We start from the raw sequence: 20,212 nt of genomic DNA, 5'->3' as shown, positions 1-20,212 counted from the left end.
TTTTAAGTGCCAGCATTAACTCGTCACCGTTACTGTTTTAAGCGTCAAAGTGCCGTTTATATCCGTCTGATAGCTCGTTTGATATTTTAACCTCATTTGAGACAGGCTTAGGATATAGGGCGTAGTTCCATAATCTCCGTTTACACCTACAACCTTAATATAATAGATGCTTCCACCATTCAATTGAATTACACTGCTTTCGCTGACCCCTGATTGATGCATCCCAGCCGCTACTATATCCATAGTGGAATCGTAAATGTAGACATCGTAATTTTTACCCGTTGGAACACTGAGCGCTAATTTGTCAATTTCGCTTGTCGTCGGTGTATATTTGAAATAATCCACATCTGCTGGTGAATCCACCATCGCCGAGGATCCTTTATCTAAACTAATCGCATAGGCCGTATCGACAGTGTTTCCTGACTCCGCTACTGAAGCTACTGTGTCTGGAGTGGTTAATACAGAAAATGTATTGCTGCTAGTAGATATATTTCCCGCCACATCTCGAGCTTTCACCGAAAAGGTATAGGAAGTGTTAGATATCAAATTAACTGCGGTAAAGGTCGTTGCACTAGCTCCAGTCGTTGAACCAATCAATCTAGAGCCTCGATAGATGTCGTATCCTGCTACTCCCAAATTATCAGTTGAGGTTGACCAGCTTAAATCTACAGTAGTGCTGCTAGTATTGAGACTTACCAAATTTGCAGGTGCAGCTGGCGGTGTTGAATCAAAATTGGTAACTGTAAATACGTAGACTGCAGATTTACTAACCTCTGCAAACGCTGTATAGGTACCATTATGTGTAATTGTAAATGAAGCATGTCCATTTCCACCGGAGTCTAGAATTGGACTTTTATGCGGCCCTGGGAATGTTGTGGTCGTATACGTACCTTCAGCAAGCCCTACATCATATACCTCAGTGAAATCCCCATCATTGGTATACCCCCGAACCTCTAGTTGAAAAGGCTGATTAGTAGGTGTCGTATTATACGAGACGTCTACACTTGGGGCATAGTGCATGAGCGCTTTTATATCATCGGCAAAGACAACACTACCTGTAAACACAAGGATCAGTGCTGAACTTATCAAGAATACTGTGATGGACTTAGATTTCCCTCTCTGCTTTAAGCCACTATACCGCGCAATGATTTGTTTTAAGAGTTTTGGCATGTATTCAAGTTCCCTTCTTTCCTATTCTGTAAGGCTGAAGATGCTAGAATTGAGTAGTCGTTTTCGTCTTCAAATTTCCGTTGTCATCGTATGTGTAACTGGTTTGATAATTTACGAGCGTCTTGGAAAGATTTAATGAGTAAATCATCGGCCCATAATCACCATTCGTACCTACCACTTTCATATAGTAGGAATTTCCCGCACTAACCTCAAACAGAACGCTCTCCTTGACGCCTGTTTTGTGCAATCCGACCGCAACAATATCCATCGAGGCATTGTACAGATATACATCATAGTTTTTATCTGTTGGAACATTGAGCGTAAGTTTCTCCATTTCATTTGCACTTGCGGTGTACTTAAAATAATCCACATCTGATACTGAATCGACATAAGCAGAATATGGTGTATCTAGGCCAACTGCATATGCTGTATCCACGGTATTACCTGCCTCCGAGACAAAGCTTGAATCGGGATTGGTTGTTACACTAAGTGCATTGCTGCTAGCAGATACATTAGTGGCTGCATCTTTGGCTTTTACTGAAAAGTTGTATATAGTATTCGGGATTAATCCAATGGCTGAATAGGCCGTGGCACCAGTCGTGGAGCCGATTATTGTCGAACCTTGGTACACATCATATCCTGTGACCCCCACATTATCGGTTGAAGCGCTCCAACTTAAATTCACCGCATAACTGGTTTTACTCGAATTCACCAGATTAGTAGGTGCGGATGGTGGGATTGTATCCCCAGCAATATTTGTCGTTATGCTGAGTACGTTACTGCTGGCGGATATATTACCGGCCGCATCTTTAGCTCTTACAGAAAAGGTGTAAGCCGTACTCGGAGTCAGGCTGGTTACAGAATAAGTCGTGGCCCCAGTAGTAGAGCCAACGAGCGTAGAATCCTTATAGACATTGTATCCGGAAACGCTTACATTATCGGTTGAAGCTGACCAGCTTAAATCTACTGATGAACTCGTTTTATTGGGACTTACCAGATTGGAAGGTGCAGTCGGAGGTGTTGCATCTACCATGTTAGTTACGGTAAAGACGTAAACTGCGGCTTTACTCACATGAACATAGGCGGTGTAGGTACCGTTGTGAGTTATGGTAAATGTAGAATAGGCTTTACCACCACCACTTGGATCAGGAACAAAAGTACCCGTTAGGCCACCTGTAAACGTAGAGGTCGTATACGTACCTTCTGCAAGACCAATATAATCAACTTCAGTAAAATCTCCATCATTCGTATCTCCATCAACTCTTACTGTAATAGGTTGGCTCGTTGGTGCCGTGTTATAAGATACCGAGATACTTGGCGTATAATGCCCCAATATATCTATATCCTCTTCTGCCTTAACGCGACTCTCTGAAAAAAAGATTATTAACATGACACTTAAGATGAGTAAAGTAATAGATTTGTAATTACTCTTTAATGTGATATACGTTTCTTTAATTTTCCTCATGCTTCTGGTGATGTAAATCATGGCAGTTTACTCCTTTTGTTAAGTAATGGTTGACATTAGGATAAGAGTATCCTTCTAAAAGGATCAATTCTTAAATCATCCCTTATTCATGATAAATTCTTATATTCAGTCTTTGTTCTGATTGAATATGTTGTTTATCCAATTATTTCAATATTAGGCGCCATCTCGCTTTCTGAAAAGAAATTTTTTAGAATCTGGTTGAGAACAATATAGATGTAAGCTGCGATACATGTACTAACATATATAATTTTTTTGAAATATGTAACTGAACTGGAGGAAGATGACACAATATGATGGAATACATACTTACAATGATAGAAATGATAAACAATGATTGATTTAATTATTTAAGAAATATTTTAATAGGTTACGAACATCCTCTTAAACCTAGAATTGGGTTAAACTTCTCTCGCGACCTACTATCGTTGAAATGAAAATTTTGGATCAAGGGTCTACTCTTTTACGCTGCAGAGCAGAAGTGAAATAGGCGATTTCTTCAGACGGTCTTTCTCTTTCCGTTCCGGCTACTGGAGGAGACTTTGGCTATGTTTCATGCATGCTTCCAGAGTCAAGGTGAGTGTCCATCTCGGCCTCTAACATTTCATTTATCGTCTTGGCAAACAAGTCACTCTAAGCCATCCGAAGGTCTTGCACGGTGACCAGCTTATTCACCATAATGAATGCCCGTAGCGGAAGGGTCGCCAAGTAGGTCGCCATGACGTTCAACTTACTTTTCCGTTCGAATAACGTCATCGGTACACTGGTGATTTCACATCTTGCTTCGGTGGATTCATTCGTTGCAAGTAACACATGGTTTAACGGCAGCCATTGTTGGCATGGAACCTACCGGACACTACTGGCTCAACCTCTCCAAATGGATCTCTGAGCAACAGGTTGAAGTCGTTCTCGTTAATCCTCATCTTGTAAAGAAAAACAAAGAAAACCGAGATAATACGCCATCCAAGAGCGACAAAAAGGACGCTCTTGTCATTGCGGACATGGTCAAAAATGGCTACTAATCGTTCATTCGTAACACGCCTGAAGCCTTCGAAGAATTACGTGTCTATCTCTCAAATCGTGACTCTGTCGTAACGAGACTCGTTAGTGCCAAGAATCAAATCCATCGGTGGGTCGACGTTGTTTTCCCTGAGCTGCGACAAGTCTTCAAGAGCTTGATGTGCGCCGGCTCGTTAGCTACTCTCCATCTCTTCCCAACACCAGAAGATTTGAGTAAGCTGCAGCCTCAAGACATTATTAAAGGTTGGAAAACCCTTATGAAACGGCATTCTGGAGCGTAAGGCTCGAGCTCTCACCTCTCTTGCTAGCCGTTCTGTTGGATCTAAACAAGCCACGCATGCTTACAAGCTTCACTTAAAGCAGTTGCTAGATGAATACGACCTTGCTTGCCAGCAGCTGAAAACGGTTGAGACCGAGATCATTACCGTTTTAGATCGCATTCCTTTTGCAAAATCTATGCTTGCTGTCAAAGGGATTAGCGCTATTTCACTAGCCGGTATTCTAGGTGAAGCTGGGGATTTAAGCGGTTTTGTTCACGGTAATGCCCTGCTCCGTCATGCAGGCCTTAACCTTGCTGAAGCAAGCTCAGGAAAATGGACCGGACAGATGAAAATTAGCAAACGTGGACGCTCTCGCCTCCGAAAGTTTATCTTCATGATGACGATGAGTTTGGTCATGAATAATCCGGAATTTCAAGCGATGCACGCACACAATGTGCAGGTGAAGAAGATGAAGAAAATGAGGTCCATTATGAAGCTGTGTGGTAAATTAGCACGCATACTCGTTGGCATGGCTCGCAGCTGTGAAGCCTACAATCCTCAAAAAACGATGCCACTAAAGCTAGCTGATTAAGCACATCCAACCGTATCGTCGTACGAATTTTGGCTTATTCGCGGGATTTCAAAGAAAGCACGGAGTACCGGATCCATTAAACCAAAGGGCACCGACCCGTACCGTTAGCATAACCGGCCTCCACCCCTTGGAAAGGTGTAACGAAGGAATGAGAGGGCATAGACCCGTTGAGAAATGGGAGTGAAAACCTCCAGGGGCGGCGTGGAGAATGCGCGCAGTATATGGAAGGATATGGGGTTGCAATCTCCCCCCTTTATTTCATCACGCCTTCATGATGTCCTGGTTTACTACGCAATCCCTCTTACTCTCTTTCTATATTTCTTGCAAGGGTGAAATCCTGCGAATAAGCGAGCATTCGCGAGAAAACTTAATCGTACCGAGGGAGTTTAATAACTCGTGTATTTTTGGTTCACGGAATTGTATAGAAGTTCTTGTCCTAATACGGCTTTGTATAGAAGTTCTTGTCCTGCGCAAACGACAAGAACTTCTATACAATAAATAAAAAAGCCGCATTTTATGCGACTTCCGTTGTATATATGTTCTTGTCGTCCGACATCGGCTGCCTTCGTGTTTGTAATGAACTATCGCTATCTCACTTGCATCTAACTGAAGAGATCCTCCACTTATCTCACCAGTAAAATGAAATAAAACAACCTGATGATTGGAACTGCTAGTGAAATTATAAATGCCTGTTGTGCCTGTAAGTAGAATAACATCATATCCGGTTTCTTCTTTAGCTTCTCTACATGCTGCAGCTAGAATATCTTCGCCATACTCGATTCTGCCGGACGGGAAGTTCCACTTATTCTGAACAGAGGCTTTGTTCTCTTTTACCATAAGTACCTTGTTATCACGTATGATCCGTTTTGAGTCATGTTAGGAACCTCCAATGTTAAATAAAACCCACCACCACTATTAGAAAGTTCGGAGGGGGGATTCCGTTGTCGTTCGAAGGGAGAATCGTCGGGGCGGTCGGCGCAAGCGGCAGTACGGTCGCAAACGACATTGAGGTTGCGAAAGCGGCGGTGCGGGCTTTCGAAACCTATCCGAAGGCGCGGATCGGGTCTTCCGGGAGCTTGCTGTAAACCTGGCGGTTTTAGCCATATAACGAAACTGAGTCCCGCCAATATTGACGAAAAATCGGCTAAACACACGGGGCTGTCCATCAGGGTACAATACCCACTGGCACAGCCCCTCTTCTCATGCCATCATTAAGGCTTCAGGACGAATTTAATGCATTCGTCCGCATGGTTGTAGAAGGTGTTGTACGCATTATGCGCCTGATCGAGCGGCACTTTATGCGTGATGATCTCCGTCGGATCGAACTCGCCTGCCATAATTTTTTGATACAGCATCGGCATGTAATGAATCACGGGCGCCTGTCCCATGGTCAGCTTCACGTTTCGTTCCCAAATGTTTCCGAACATGAACTGGTTGTATTTAGAACCGTATACCCCCGTAATCTGAATCGTGCCGAATTTCCGCACCGCATTCATCGCGATGTTGATCGGGCTGAGCGTTCCGCCAACCAGCTTGGCCTTCTGCTCTTCCTCCTCCAATGGGGTCTTCTTGCCGTCCATTCCGACGCAATCGATGACGACATCCGCACCCCCGCTCGTTATTTCTTTTATATGCAGCCCCATGTCTTTGAAATCTTCAAAGTTGAAGATTTCGACGTTATTCATTTTTTTGGCATGGTTCAGCCTGTACGGGAGATTGTCGATCGCAATGACCCGTTTGGCCCCTTTCATCCAGGCGAATTTTTGCGCCATCAAGCCGACGGGACCGCAGCCGAGCACCACCACCGTATCGCCCTGCTTCACGCCGCCGTTGTCCACGCTCCAATAGGCCGTCGGCAGCACGTCGGATAGGAACAGGAGCTTCTCATCCTCCAATTCGCAAGACTCCGGAATAACTAACGGCATGAAATTGCCGTACGGCACGTAAAGCAATTCGGCTTGTCCGCCCGAATAATTCCCGTAACGTTCTGTAAACCCAAAGTAAGCTCCCGTATCCACTTGGGGATTGGGGTTGGAGTTATCGCATTGGCTCTCCATTTCATGCTGGCAGTAATGACAGCTGCCGCACGAGATATTGAACGGGAGCACGACCCGATCCCCTTTTTTGACCTTTGTCACCTCAGCGCCCACTTCTTCGACGATGCCCATCGGTTCATGTCCGACCACGTATCCGGGTTGGGCTTGAATCGCCCCCTGGTATATATGGAGATCGGAACCGCATATGGCGGTCGAGGTGATCCTAACGATAATCCCGTCTTTTTTCTGAATTGTCGGATCCGCGACCTGCTTCACTTGCATGTCCTTCATGCCATTGAAAGTTACAGCCTTCATAATCGACCTCCTGTTATGACATGCCTTGAAATTGCATGCAGCTTCTATTATGGGATTGGAGAGTGAGGACCATACTTTCGATGTAAGGTATTTTCGACAGCCGCGGAGTGGACTCCCCCCGATCTCCTTGGCACATAGTTAAGACCAAAGAATCACCTAGATTGTAGTTCGTACTCCAGAGGCGTTTTATAACCGAGAGCGGAGTGCATCCACTGAAAACCACCGGTTGTTAATTCCCATCGTTCATATGCTTTTTTCAGCAGCGGATCATTTAGGTCTTCATAGTGAAGCGGCGGCATGTTAGCAAGTTTCCGCTTTCGCTGTATAGCGCCAAGCACAACAGCAAAGTCTTGGGAGTAATCGAACGACGTTATTCCTAACGAGATTGTAAGCAGCAGCGAAACGGCTAGCTTCAGCACAACCAGCTTTTGACTTCTTTTGATTGTGACTCCTAACGAATCGGATACTTCTTTTAACGCATTACTGATTATCGCTCGTAAATATATCTTCTATTGCAGCTGGCTGTTTTGATTCTGCACAAGACTGATATTTATAAACGATCTTATGTATGGCAGCCGTTGACTGCGAGAAGTTCCTCGATGGGCACGCGGTTCAAGATTGGAGTCAAACATTATAAATCTTCAGAATATAAATCAAGCCGGATCGATTATGTCGACCCGGCTTTTTTAATTTATTTATTAGAATGTCTTCGCAATCTCACGCGCTTTACGAATGGTTTTGTCTATAATCGTCTTTGCTTGATCCGAAGCTGATGCCGTGCCTTCCACAAAGATCCCTTCGAAGCTCGGAACACCAAGGAATTTCATGATTACGTTCAGATGTCGATGCCCCATCTCGAAAGCGGCAAAGTCAGACCCAGGCGACAATACACTTCCGCTGGCTTGAATATGAACCGCTTTTTTGTGATCTAATAATCCAACCGGACCTTTGCCTGCGACATACTTGAATGTCTTCCCCGCTACGCAGATAGAATCGATATAGGCCTTCAACACGGGCGGAAATGAAAAGTTCCAAATTGGGTTTACAAAAATATATTTATCGACTTCCACAAATTGATCCACGAGTTCGTTTAAACGATCGATTTTAATTTGTTCTGCAGCGGATAATGGCTTTCCTTCCCCCGCTTTGTTCCAACCGTTTAATACATCGGCATCAATCTCCGGTATGTTCGATTTATAAAGATCAAGGTGAATGACTTCGTCGTTAGGATTTGCTTTTCTATATGTCTCTATAAACGCAGCGCCAACGGACATGCTATATGAAGTGTCTTGATTCTTGGGATGAGCCGTTATATACAACACTTTATGTTTGCGGCCATTGTCATGATTAGAGCCGAAGATTTTTCTTAAAAGTTGTATCAAGTTAACATGACTCCCTCAATATTTAGAATGTTCTTGCAAGTTTCCATGCTTGTTGAATGGCATTCTCTTTAATTTGACGAGCTTGATCTGCCGCTGCCGCCATGCCTTCTACGAATATAGCCTCAAAGCTAGGAACACCGATGAATTTCATAATAACGTCCAGATGACGGTGCCCAATTTCAAAATCAGCATAATCGGAGCCTGGGGATAGTACGCTTCCGCTAGCTTGAATGTGGATGGCTTTTTTGTTGTCTAGAAGACCTACAGGACCTTTATCCGTATATTTAAATGTTTTTCCAGCAACGCAAATCGAGTCAATGTATGCTTTCAGTACTGGAGGGTACGAGAAATTCCATGTCGGGTTAACGAATACATATTTATCTGCTTCTACGAATTGATCAACCAGCTCGCCGAGTCGAGCGACTTTCGTTTGTTCCGCGATCGAGAGTTCATTGAATGCCGTCCCGGATCCCAACTTCTCCCAAGCGCTAAATACGTCAGCATCGAGGCGTGGGATATCCATTTTGAAAAGGTCTAGATGAACAATATCGTCGTTTGGGTTGGCTGCTTGGTATGCTTCAAGAAATTGTTTGCCAACCGCCAAGCTATAAGAAGCTTCGGTTTCATTCGGATGTGCGGTGATATACAAAACTGTGGACATAATCTTAATCCTTCTTTCATTTTTTTAATCGGGATTTACTCCGTTTACGGTTTTATTGAAAAACGCGCTTAAAATATTAAGCTTCTTACTTTTTGTATGTTACTATATAATAATAGTTAGCGTCAAATACAATTTATCCCTTATTGCACAACGCAAAAAAAACGGATCGGCTGAACGCCATCCGTTTCATTAGTCTTAAAAATGGTACGCTAAAATCCGTAAACCCGACAAAAAAATGATTTGATTAATGGTATTGATCTTTTATCCAAGGTAATCTGGTTGATACTGAATTCTGGTATTACAAAGCGGGAGAACGCTCTCGTCTCCCGTTAGCTGGGGGTTATTTTTGCTCAATAGTAAACCCTTGGATATTACCGAGATTTACGATTTCCTGTTTCGTCATTCCTTTAGTATCTAGAATCAATTCTCCTTTTACTTGATAGGAAGCATTTGGAGATAAGAATTGGTTCACAAAGAAGAAGGTCTCACCTGAGAGTACATGCGTACTCAGCGATTCAGACAACTTTAATCTCACATCCTTAATATAGGAACGTTGCGTGCTGTCGTTCCAAATGGTTGCCGAAAAAGAGAGTTTTTATTTATTGATGCTTGTATCATTTACATCATCTGCGCCTAGAGCGCTGTTCCAGGTGCTCACAACAACACCTTTGTGTTGAATAGACGGTACACCGTCTCGAACTCGTATCCACCAATTGTTTCATCTGATAGTGCCACCCTCGATCCGAATGCAGGAGGACTTCATCCTCTTTAGATAAGCGAATGAACACAACCCACAAATTCCAAAAAAAAACGGCTGAAATGGCTTCAGCCGGTCGTCCATGACATAAAACCATCCCTTATAGCAGGGAATTGGAACAAAGATAGAACCTTCTCTAGTTTTAATTGTCTGTCATCCCTTTTGCAGGGGGATTGGTGTCCGGGAGTATCCCGGTTCCTTTGAATACATGCTGTATTCGTTTTACCAACATCGTTTTACGCGTCATTCCTTTTCTTTGTGCTCCTTTGATAAGAATGTCTGGATCGCCGATAAGAATCAACTCTTTACGCGCTCTCGTCAGCGCCGTGTACAAAGAATTCTTATACCACATCGATTGTCGATGCGGGATTTCAAGTCCAATGTCAGTAAGCGGAATAATGACTCCTTCATACTGACTACCCTGCGTTTTTGCCGTTGTAATGGCATAGGCAAGCTCCATTTCGCTCATTAACTCCGGCAGGGTGTAAAGAACTTCCTTATCCGGTTCAAAAAAAACGCGATTGCTTTGGGATGCGTGAAACGATCGAATTACGCCTACTTCTCCATTGTCGGCTCTTGATGTATTGGTCGTTTGAATGACAGGATCTCCTATCCCCATTCCTTCCGTCAATTCAACCGGGTTGATTCGCTGCTTCATATATACGTTCAATCGGTCTGTACCAAGACTGTATTGTTCCCTATACATGGTAATGACCGGATACTGCTTCGCTTTATCCTGATACATCCGGACGATGTTTTCTTTGGTTTCCTCTACGGTTTCAGTAGGAATCATCCGAATGCCCGCCACTTCCAATTGCGAATAATCTACCTCACCCAGAAGGACGGCTCGTGCCAATGAAAGGATCGCGCTGTCGTTCCTGTAATTTCGTTTTAATGTGACAGTCGGGAATCCAAGGGAAATCATATCCAAGAACGGCCGTCCCGGACCGATCGGCTCCAACTGGTTCGCATCTCCTACAAAGACCAGCCGCGTCCCCCGCTCCACAGACCAGAGCAAGTCGCGCCATAGATATTCGTTGACCATGCTGGCTTCGTCAATAATTAACACGTCCGCATTCAGCGGATTCCTCTTATAGTGATACCAAATACGGCTGTTTTTCTCCCTTCCCTTCCCCAGCAGCGAATGAATAGTCTGCGCCGGATAACCGGTCACCACTTCCAACTGTCTCGCAGCTTTTCCTGTAGGAGCAGCCAGCTTGATCTGAATTCCCGGCAGCAGGATCTGTAATACAATAAGCAGATATGCGATCCAACTGCTCTTCCCCGTGCCTGCTTCTCCGCGAACCAAAAGAACCGGGTGATCGAAAAATTGTTCAATACCCCTATGTTGATCCCCATCCAGATCAGGAAGACGGCCTTCGCTAATCAAGGACCGAATCGTGCTGCTTAAACTTCCCTGCTTCGACGTAGGGCACGATATCAAGTCTGCTAAACGCTGTGCAATTTGAATTTCCGCAAAGTATAAGTGCCGGTCAAAATATAGATTCCCTCTGCAAATGAGCTCATGATCCTGCTCCAGCGCGAATCGTTCGATTTCGAGGCGAATTTTATCCTTCGGCAATGACTTCCCCAATAAGGCATTGACTCTATTCTCGAATTCGGCAGCGCTAATGTAGCTGTTTCCCCCGTTTAAATACTGCATATACACATACTGGACGGCTGCGCCGATCCGGTAGGGGCTGTTCACCGCGATCCCCGCTTCCAGCGCAAGCATATCGGCAACCCGGAAGGGAACGGATGGGACGCGGTTCAATAAGTATGGCTGCCCTTCGATCAAATCAATGGCCGGAAAGCCCAATATGTCGCAGATCTCGTGAAGCATTTTTCGCGAAAGTTCGAACCGTTGCAGAAAATTAAGGAGATTTGGCACGGTGTATTGCTCAATCAGATTATTCTTTATAAGATCACATGCCTGTTTGTCACCGGCTGTCCATCGGTCCAACAACTCCGGTTGTTCGATCAGCGTCTGGATATTTTCGTCAAGATGAGGATGCAGGCGTTGAAAAGTAGTGGGATGTCGAGAAGCGAAATGGCTTGGGAGCATCTCGGAGATAGACGCAAGGAGACGGTAACGAGTGATGATAAATGTATGCTCCGTTGTGTACAGTCCCTCTATAGTAAGGTTGTGGAAAACAGTCGGGAGCGCTCTAGCACGGACACGGAACGGCGAACCCTGATCGGGCTGAAACCAGCCTTCCTTCTCCTGTCCCCTGGATTTGATTTTCATCAGACGTCCTGAGTAGCTATGGTTATCCTTCATTCTGTGCTCCGTTCACGCCAAATATTTCGCAAGCTTTTCTTTTTCTTAAATGATGCGGGTCCGCTTGAATCTGCATGCTGCTTGCCCTGCTCCTTATCGCTGCCAGCAGTAATGCAAAGCCATGAACTCGGGCGCGGCAAGTAACAAACTTCCTTAGATTCGGGATTATAGCCGGGAGGAACCGGCGACGTAAACGCATAGTACCATTGCTGTAATTTATCCTCGTAATATCGGATGGGAATTGCTCTCATCGGTTCATCTTGATAAGTCCAACTCTTGTCCTCCTTGATTTCAGCAACCTGAATGTCCGCCACCTTTCCGTATCCTTGTGAGCGCTTCGGTCCTAACGCAGGAATAAAGGCTATAAGCTCCTGTATCGCAGCAATAACTCCCCGGCAGTAAAATGTGACTTCAACCGGGCAAGCCAGCGTATATACATTCTGGTGATACGCCTTGAAATAGCCGCCGCTTAAATCAAGGTCATGCGGAACGTCGCCGGAATAACGTTTCGTATAAAATTGCACATTTCTCCCTGCTGAACGAGTGAACCCTACGCTAGCCAAATACAAGGAAGAGCCTTTATGACGTTCAATCGGCAGTTCCGGAGAATGGGAAATTCCCTTACCTTGTTCTAGCGAGCGGTTCTCCTTCAAGGTTAATGCCTTCAATAGCAGCGCATCAAATCCAATCGGGTAGTCGGGAATAATCATTTCCGTGCATAACGTAAATGTAATCTGAAGGTTTTTGTAGCTGATCATAGTAGCAGCCTCCTCTCCCCGGATGCTGCTTGCTTCAGCGAGTTAGGGTCCAGTTTCACGCGTCCCATACCGAAAGAACATTTCCAGCCGACGCCGGAATAGTGCGAAAAAAGAAGCAGCTGATTAAGAACTCCCCTCAGGTTGCCGATCTCGTGCACATTACGAAATACCGCTTTTCCGGAAAAGGTGTTCAAGCTAACTTCCTTGCGGATCGGATAGGACACGGAATGAATGTGATGGGAGGTAATCATCAGGCCGGATGCCAGGCGCTTTCTATACTCCATGGTCGATTCGATCGATTCGGGTGCCGCTTCATTCCATTTGCTCAGGAGGCTGTTCACGATTTTGTCCGGGAGCGGGAGCGTCACCGTTTGGCGCCCGCTGTTGAAAGCCGTATATTGAAAGTTCATCTCTATGCTCTCGGCAATAGGAAGTTTGTAAAAGACATCATAGCTGACGATCCCCGCCTTCGGATGATCGTCATGGTGCATGACGGTCTCTTCCACCAAATAATAGTGCTGTCCGAGCCTCACTTCCTTTCCCTTCTCAACATGGCGTAAAAATGACAGCATTACCCTCTCATCGAAAAATACAAAATGGAGAAGCAATAAGCCATTGCGATCTTGTTGGATCTCTTTAATCGAAAAAGGGGATTTCTGTGCTTCATGATAGTATTGGCCGATCGGAGTGTGGCGGATTTCGTTATACACCCATCCATGAATGTAATTCGGATAGACGTGCCGGACCTGGCAACCCTGCCTGTTTCTCAACAGCAAGACCGTATTCGCGATCAAGACAACACATCCTTAATTGCCGTATAAGCATCTGTATCATCTTAAGGATATGTAATCCGTTTCCAGTTTTTGAACGCCAACACGGTTGCAATGTAACGCATTTAATGTTCGGTGCCTCCACGTACTCCGCAAGTCCGTTACCGCAAGTCCGTTACCGGTTGTCCAAACCGGAAATCAGCCCCAGCCGTTGTGCTTCCGCGATGGCCTCCCCTCGGGAGCTGACATTCAACTTCTCGAATATGCGGGTCAAATGATATTCGATGGTTCGCTGGCTCATAAAAAAAATCTCGGCCAACTCCTTATTGCTTTTTCCACTGCCGATTTCATTCAGGATGCTTTGTTCTTTGGAACTGATCGATATTCGATCAAGCGACTTTTCCCCTCTGGCATGCAAAACCTGGATGTCGGTCCTTCTAAGCTGCTTGAGAAACTTAATCGGGACTATCGCTTCCCCGTTAACTGCGCACCGGAGTGATTGGATCATTTGTTCACGCGTTGACAGTTTGCTGATAAAACCGGAAACCCCGCTCTCTACCAACAGATTAAAATGGGGTTCAATCTCATAACCGGTATAGATGATGATCCTTACATCCAGATTTAGTTTGCTGATGCTTCGAGCTATCTCAAGACCGTTCATGCCGGGCATAATCATATCAAGGAGTAAAATGTCATAGGTTTCACGCTGTAGCTTCTCCAGTACTTCCGCACCTGTAGATACGGCAGTAATCGACATATCGCTTTCCCTCTCAAGCATATGAATGGTTCCTTCACGAACCGACGGATGGTCATCTGCTAGCAATATGCTGATCATGAGGCACCCCTTTCATTGATCTTCGGTTGATGGTCATTCTACTTTCGGTTGATGGTCATTCTACTATCGAAGACATTCTTGGAAGCCTGATCTTGACAATGGTCTCTTTGCTCCCGCTGAATTGGATTCTACCTTCAAGACTGGCGACACGTTCTTTAATGCCGGTAAGTCCGATACGATGGTTTAACTCGCCTTGCTCCGTGGCATTACCTAGTCCTACTCCGTCGTCCCTATAAAATAATGATACTTCATGGGGCATGATGGAAATGTAAACCTTAACTTTCGATGCATTGGCATGCTTCCCCGCGTTTCCGAGAAGCTCTTGCAAAATGCGGTACATCGCAATCGTGTATTCATAGTCCAATTCCGTAACAAATTCATCGTAATCGAACTCAATGGTGAAATTCTCGCGCAGCTGAATCGTATGGAACAACTGCTTTAACGATTCAACGAGCCCGATCTCCTTCAGCAAAGATGGCCTGAGCTCATTGCAGGTTGAACGAGTTTCATGAATGACATCCAGCAGTCCTTCCCTGATGGCGATCAGCTCCTTCTGCAGGACATCCGACATCTCAAAGTCGGTCATTGTTTCTCCGAGTCTTCTATACCAGTACAGTTGATTTTGCAAGACCGAATCATGCAGATCCAGCGCAAACCGGCTTCTTTCATTTTCCTGCAAATTAAAAATGAATCGCATTAACCAAGGCGGCGTATTATTCTCGGGCTGTTTCTTTATCGTATCCTTGAACTCATCGGTAAGCCCTTGAATGAGGTATAGATTTTCAAAAACGATACTGACGTAACGAGATAAAGTTTGAAGCCATATCATTTCATCGATGTTCAGCGAGGTGCCGTTTTGTTTGTCACCGATCCATACGACATACTTGTTCTCCCTACTCTCCCCGGCTGATAGGATTGCGCCATCACTTAATACTTCGATCACTCCAGCAGGCAGCGGTTTTTTAAACATGACGTCCATCAATAATTCTGCCGGATAATCCTCGTAACCCATAATTAACCGAATCGAAAATGTCTGCCAGTCAACCTTCAATAATGAAACGGCATTAATGCCCAGCACCTGTTTGATTTCCCGAATGAGTCGTTCTTCCAAATCATTAACCTTCATTACTTTGGAGATGTGGGATGCGAATTGGTCCAATTTCAATTGATAATAGTTGGTCATCGTTAAGAGCTTGGACCGGAAGCGGTAATCCAGCATTTCCTTGATATACAACAATAAGATAACAATGATGGGGAAGAAGATCAGCGACTCGATTTCCAGATCCGGCGAATGGCTCAGAATTGAATCCAGAAGCCAGTGAATGAACGACAAAATGAAGGTTAGTCCGGCATTATAACGAAATCGACCGATATAAAAATCAATATCAAGCAGCCGTTTGGCAGAAATCAAATAAATAAACGTTGCAGGGAGAAATACAATGCATATCGCGGTGTGTCCCATCGATACCCATCCAAAGCCGATAACGAGTTTCGGGATAGCGTATAGAACGATAAACGGAGCAAACGAAAAAAATAAGCCGAGGAACATAATTTTAATTTCGGTCTTATGTATTAGAGATCGATCCCTCAGGGCAGCAATAAACAAAACCAGTACGCATGCGGTGCATTCGAGTATGAACCAGACCAGCAGGGAACACGAAACGATTTCATAGGAAGAACCTACACGCATGAATACGACAACGGCTTCGAAGACGATTAGAAGTCCGTTAACCAAAACGAATACTTGAAGAATCAAGGGATGAACGATGCTCACTAGACCGATCGATCGGATGTAGCTGTTCAAAAAAACCAATAAAAGGTATGGAACGAACAAGAAAGCTACGCTGCAGAATAACTCAGGCAAAACATATCCTTGGGCGGCCGCCCCACCGCAAACATAACTCAATCCAACCGAAACGTTAAAGAAAAAAAGACTGTAATAGCAAGGTGTGTCGGGCTTTTTCAACAAGATAAAACCCGAAACGACCATTATAATAAGGAAAATAACACCAGGATACAAAATGAATAATTTGAACTGCTCTTCAGTCAGTCCACTTGGGATCCTGAAGGACATGTCAGTCCCGTTTCGTTCAATTGTGATGCTGTGCGCCTGCTCAAGAATACCGTAGGTTGTAACAGTAAACGAAAGTTCCGGTTCGTTTCCATCGACCAGAATTACATAATCTCCCTCCCTAATATCTTGTTTATGTGCCCAACCATCCGCGTCGATACCGGCTACTTGCCATTCACCGTTTTCCGTATTCTGAAGCTTGATACCGATATAAGGATTTTGCATGGTCAGGATAAATATAAATGCCACAAAAATAAGAATGGATATACCCACATATTTAATATGAAAACGTACCATCACGGGTATCCCTCTTTTCAAGTCTAGCTATCCCCGCTGTTCCAATTCGACTGCAGAAACGCGAGTATCTTATTTTTGTTTTTTTCTATATAGCTGATGTAGGGATCTGCTGAACGGTTCGCCTCCAATGAATAATGGAACTCGACTTTACCATGGCCTTGCGCTACTTTACCGCCGACCCTACCGTACCGGTTCAGCTCCTCCAATAAATGATAGAACAAGGCCGTCTCCACGCTGCTTGCTCCCATTAAAGTGAAAGCGTGCATGAATGTCATGTTCGGTACGATATATTCGGTTTTATAGATCATTTGATTCCGCTCCGTCTTCGGATTATCCGAATGGTCTTGCCTTGTGTAGAATAGCCAGTCGGTAATTTCGGCGGCGCGAATGCCTGGTTTCGGTTGCCCATATAGCTCAGCCACTTCGTCTACGATCGGTACTAAGAAGTCGGTAATCAATTTACCGCTAATCAGCTGCCGATTAAATGAACAACCCATTAAGGAAGCAAGCGGGATATGCTCGCGGAGCTCCTCTACGAATGGCCTATGCACTTCCTGCTTTTCTTTCTGCCGCCCTCTCGCCGCACCTGTCTCGAGTGATCCTCCAGAAAATAGCAGATAGTGCAATTTCCGCCCGATTCTGTCCGGATCAAGTTCTAGCATCTCCAAATAGGTTTGTGCGCCTAACCGGCGTATAATGCCTCGGATACTGTTTCCACTGATCACGGGTATATGTACTGCTTTGCCTTCATACCACACTTTCATTTTACGGTGGAAACGCTCATTCCCTTGAGCAACCACGCCTTCATCAGGTATGTCAGCTCCATGAACAATCGGCTGGAGTGATTTTACCGTGCCTTGAATCGTTACAATGGCTGACATGCTGATCCCCCCTGCCCTTACAGATTCGCTTGGCTCTACTTCGTTAATTCCAGTACAAGCGATAATAAAGGCGATGGTCGAATTGACGAAAGGAAGGATTCGTGGTTTTGAAGATAACATTGTGCATAGGTGCCTCTTTCAATTTGAACGGCGGATATGCCGGCTTGCTTGAGCAGCCTTACCGACTCATATACGTCTCGGTGTAAATCCGGTATTAGTAAAACGGATTGTTCGCCGAATTGCACGTAAAACTGTGACTGATCATAATTCAGCTTTGCGCGAAGCATAATGTGTTTCCGGTAGTCGGATGGAATACTGATTGCAAAAGGTGTGGAAGGGGGCGAATAAAAAAGCGACTGGATGAGCGATTCTCTGTCGCGAGGCTCTGCCATTGTCAAGAATTGGACCGCTTGCGCTACGGCAATGACAGCTTTGCGCCGGAAATCATCCGTTCGGAGAACGGTTATACAGGGCAGGCAAAACGATTCGCTTGTTCGGACTTGATGCAGATGCCAATCGGTATAACGTGACAGCTCCAACTGCTTCATCGGCACCATGAAATCAAAACAGTTTCCACAATAAGCGCATACTTCTCCTTCATGAGGAGATGTCAGACGCAGCCGCCGCTCCAAGTCCGCATTTCTGAAGTTGTCAAATACGAGGCGGGATAAGCAAGTTGGAGTGTCCATATCCATTTGAGAATCCCTCCCGTATAGAATACTCGGGATAAAAACTTAACATGACATGAATTCGCCGTCCTCAATTCAATCTTGAGAACGTTCCGTTTATAGAATAAAACAACCGGCGACCGAATATAGACCGGTGCCGGCCGGGCAGCAGCCTTACATTTCCAAGAGTTTAGCTATTTCTACTTGTGTCGAGAGCCACTCTTCCCCTTCGATTTTGCCAGTGATTAACGTTTCCATGCCTTGGCCGAGATCAAACGCAACTTTTCCTAGCTCTCGTGCAATATACGGAGCTAAAATGACTGCATTAGTACCGGCAGCTAGCAGACACAAATCAAATTCGCATGCGCTTATCTCTTGCTTTACCCTAGGAATATCCTCATATCTCTCGATTTTAATCATTCCCGTAATTTGGAAATTCAACGTAGCTTGCAGCTGGTTTTCCAAGGCTTTCTTTACTTCCTCCGCATAGCCGCACACGATGGCGATCTTTCTGTTTGTTAACATGTCATGGAACTTCTGCTGCCTAGAAATCATCATGACTCGCCTGGTATAAGCTTCAAATACGAACTGCGGAGCTATGCCATAGAAATCGAATACTTTTCTGGTGAATTCCCCTGACTTTGATACTCGAATGTTGATTCCTATGATATCTGCATTTCGTACCGCTACTAACACGGCGTCGCGAGCCTCTACGTTTGGAAACGTAATGCCGCGATGCTGATGTCCTCTCGTTACTTTAGAGTCATTCGCAACATGTGCTTCCGGATGGTTCATAAATTGCTCTTCCGAATAAACCTCATATTGAGCGAGCACATGCGTTTCAGTCACCCCTACGGAGATGACGGAGAGCGGCAACCGCCTGTCAAGCGAATATAGGATTCGATCCAAGACTTGCCCGGTAGTCAGTTCTTGATATGCCAATCATCCGCCCCCCTCACGATGCATATCCTCCAGGATTGTGGGACTGCCAGCGCCAAGCGTCTGCACACATCGCCTCCAAATCCTTTTCAGCCTTCCAGCCGAGTTCTTGTTCGGCCTTCCGCGGGTCTGCGTAACTGACGGCGACATCGCCAGGCCGACGGTCCACCAACTGATAAGGCACATTGCAGCCTGCAATCTTCTCAAACGTATGCACAAGCTGGAGCACGCTATACCCTGTTCCCGTCCCCAGGTTATACGCTGCTATTCCTTCCGTATGCAGAGAACGTTCTAAAGCTTTCAAATGGCCCCGGGCAAGATCAACCACATGGATATAATCCCTGATCCCCGTGCCGTCCGCCGTCGGATAATCGCTGCCGAACACGCGAAGTGTTTGAAGCTTGCCCACCGCAACTTGCGTAAGATACGGCATAATATTATTAGGTATGCCTTTTGGATCCTCTCCTATAAGCCCGCTTGGGTGAGCTCCTACCGGATTAAAGTAACGAAGCAAAGAGATACTCCACGACGGGTCGGCTGCCGCTAGATCCTTTAATATAACTTCAATCATCTGTTTGGTCCGCCCGTAAGGGTTGGTAGCCTTAAGAGACTCTTCCTCTTTGACCGGTACATGCTCAGGATACCCATACACGGTAGCCGAAGAACTGAATATTAATTTCTTTACATTGTACTTCAGCATGGTATTCGTAAGAATAAGCGTACCGGTAATATTGTTATGGTAATAGCTCAGAGGTTTCCTTATAGATTCTTCTACGGACTTAAATCCGGCAAAATGGATCACGGCTTCAATTTCATGCTCGGCGAACACTTGGCCTAGCTCCTCACTGTCCAGTAAATCGACATTGTAAAATCGCAGCGGCTTTCCTGCGATTTCCTGTACGCGGTTAAGAGACTCCGGATTACTATTGGACAAGTTGTCAACCACAATGACGTCGTAGCCTGCATGCAGAAGCTCCACACAAGTGTGACTCCCGATAAAGCCCGCTCCCCCAGTCAGAAGGATCGACATGATATC

Annotated in this window: 16 protein-coding genes and 1 pseudogene; 2 read left to right on the top strand and 15 right to left on the bottom strand. The window is 45.2% G+C overall.

Features of this window, described 5'->3' with window-relative positions:
- Positions 1-15 precede the first annotated feature (15 nt).
- Positions 16-1,170: a fibronectin type III domain-containing protein gene (locus AC0LWF_RS14500; protein WP_474652228.1), complete on the bottom strand. Its 1,155-nt coding sequence runs from the start codon at positions 1,168-1,170 to the stop codon at positions 16-18.
- 43 nt (positions 1,171-1,213) lie between these two features.
- On the bottom strand, positions 1,214-2,656 hold the full coding sequence (locus tag AC0LWF_RS14495; RefSeq protein ID WP_474652227.1) for a fibronectin type III domain-containing protein: 1,443 nt from the start codon (positions 2,654-2,656) through the stop codon (positions 1,214-1,216).
- A 767-nt stretch (positions 2,657-3,423) separates the two neighbouring features.
- On the opposite strand from AC0LWF_RS14495, the pseudogene AC0LWF_RS14490 reads away from it, so the two are divergent.
- Positions 3,424-4,525 (top strand): annotated as a pseudogene (locus tag AC0LWF_RS14490) (IS110 family RNA-guided transposase); the annotation flags it as partial.
- Between the two features lie 312 nt (positions 4,526-4,837).
- Here AC0LWF_RS14490 and AC0LWF_RS14485 read toward each other — a convergent pair.
- The gene (locus AC0LWF_RS14485) at positions 4,838-5,383 is read right to left on the bottom strand and encodes an NUDIX hydrolase (RefSeq protein WP_474652260.1); all 546 of its coding nucleotides are present in this window, start codon (positions 5,381-5,383) and stop codon (positions 4,838-4,840) included.
- A gap of 38 nt (positions 5,384-5,421) precedes the next feature.
- Between AC0LWF_RS14485 and AC0LWF_RS14480 the strand changes: the two genes are divergently transcribed.
- Positions 5,422-5,610, top strand: a complete 189-nt coding sequence (locus AC0LWF_RS14480) for a heme-binding protein (protein ID WP_474652259.1) — start codon at positions 5,422-5,424, stop codon at positions 5,608-5,610.
- 126 nt (positions 5,611-5,736) lie between these two features.
- Here AC0LWF_RS14480 and AC0LWF_RS14475 read toward each other — a convergent pair whose 3' ends face one another.
- From AC0LWF_RS14475 to galE, 12 genes are all read right to left on the bottom strand, one after another.
- The gene (locus AC0LWF_RS14475) at positions 5,737-6,876 is read right to left on the bottom strand and encodes a zinc-dependent alcohol dehydrogenase (RefSeq protein WP_474652226.1); all 1,140 of its coding nucleotides are present in this window, start codon (positions 6,874-6,876) and stop codon (positions 5,737-5,739) included.
- Between the two features lie 698 nt (positions 6,877-7,574).
- A complete protein-coding gene (locus tag AC0LWF_RS14470) occupies positions 7,575-8,258 on the bottom strand; it encodes an NAD(P)H-dependent oxidoreductase (RefSeq protein WP_474652225.1) in 684 nt (227 codons plus the stop codon).
- Positions 8,259-8,280: 22 nt separating this feature from the next.
- Positions 8,281-8,919 (bottom strand): NAD(P)H-dependent oxidoreductase, encoded by a 639-nt coding sequence (locus tag AC0LWF_RS14465; RefSeq protein ID WP_474652224.1) that lies wholly within the window; start codon positions 8,917-8,919, stop codon positions 8,281-8,283.
- An 899-nt stretch (positions 8,920-9,818) separates the two neighbouring features.
- The gene (locus AC0LWF_RS14460) at positions 9,819-11,957 is read right to left on the bottom strand and encodes an AAA family ATPase (RefSeq protein WP_474652223.1); all 2,139 of its coding nucleotides are present in this window, start codon (positions 11,955-11,957) and stop codon (positions 9,819-9,821) included.
- Positions 11,954-12,715, bottom strand: a complete 762-nt coding sequence (locus tag AC0LWF_RS14455; protein WP_474652222.1) for a hypothetical protein — start codon at positions 12,713-12,715, stop codon at positions 11,954-11,956. Before AC0LWF_RS14455 ends, AC0LWF_RS14460 begins: the two co-directional genes overlap by 4 nt.
- A complete protein-coding gene (gene cas6, locus AC0LWF_RS14450; protein ID WP_474652221.1) occupies positions 12,712-13,509 on the bottom strand; it encodes a CRISPR system precrRNA processing endoribonuclease RAMP protein Cas6 in 798 nt (265 codons plus the stop codon). Before cas6 ends, AC0LWF_RS14455 begins: the two co-directional genes overlap by 4 nt.
- A 151-nt stretch (positions 13,510-13,660) precedes the next feature.
- A complete protein-coding gene (locus AC0LWF_RS14445; RefSeq protein WP_474652220.1) occupies positions 13,661-14,320 on the bottom strand; it encodes a response regulator in 660 nt (219 codons plus the stop codon).
- 55 nt (positions 14,321-14,375) lie between these two features.
- On the bottom strand, positions 14,376-16,688 hold the full coding sequence (locus tag AC0LWF_RS14440) for a sensor histidine kinase (protein ID WP_474652258.1): 2,313 nt from the start codon (positions 16,686-16,688) through the stop codon (positions 14,376-14,378).
- 23 nt (positions 16,689-16,711) lie between these two features.
- On the bottom strand, positions 16,712-17,569 hold the full coding sequence (locus AC0LWF_RS14435; protein ID WP_474652219.1) for a hypothetical protein: 858 nt from the start codon (positions 17,567-17,569) through the stop codon (positions 16,712-16,714).
- Positions 17,570-17,604: 35 nt separating this feature from the next.
- The gene (locus tag AC0LWF_RS14430; protein ID WP_474652218.1) at positions 17,605-18,264 is read right to left on the bottom strand and encodes a hypothetical protein; all 660 of its coding nucleotides are present in this window, start codon (positions 18,262-18,264) and stop codon (positions 17,605-17,607) included.
- A gap of 147 nt (positions 18,265-18,411) precedes the next feature.
- Entirely contained in the window at positions 18,412-19,179 is a 768-nt protein-coding gene (locus tag AC0LWF_RS14425; protein WP_474652217.1) for a GT-D fold domain-containing glycosyltransferase, read from the bottom strand.
- 13 nt (positions 19,180-19,192) lie between these two features.
- Positions 19,193-20,206, bottom strand: a complete 1,014-nt coding sequence (gene galE, locus AC0LWF_RS14420; protein WP_474652216.1) for a UDP-glucose 4-epimerase GalE — start codon at positions 20,204-20,206, stop codon at positions 19,193-19,195.
- Positions 20,207-20,212: the final 6 nt, after the last annotated feature.

It is taken from the genome of Paenibacillus sp. sgz302114, assembly GCF_056120345.1.
This window is presented reverse-complemented; position numbering and strand designations above follow the sequence as displayed.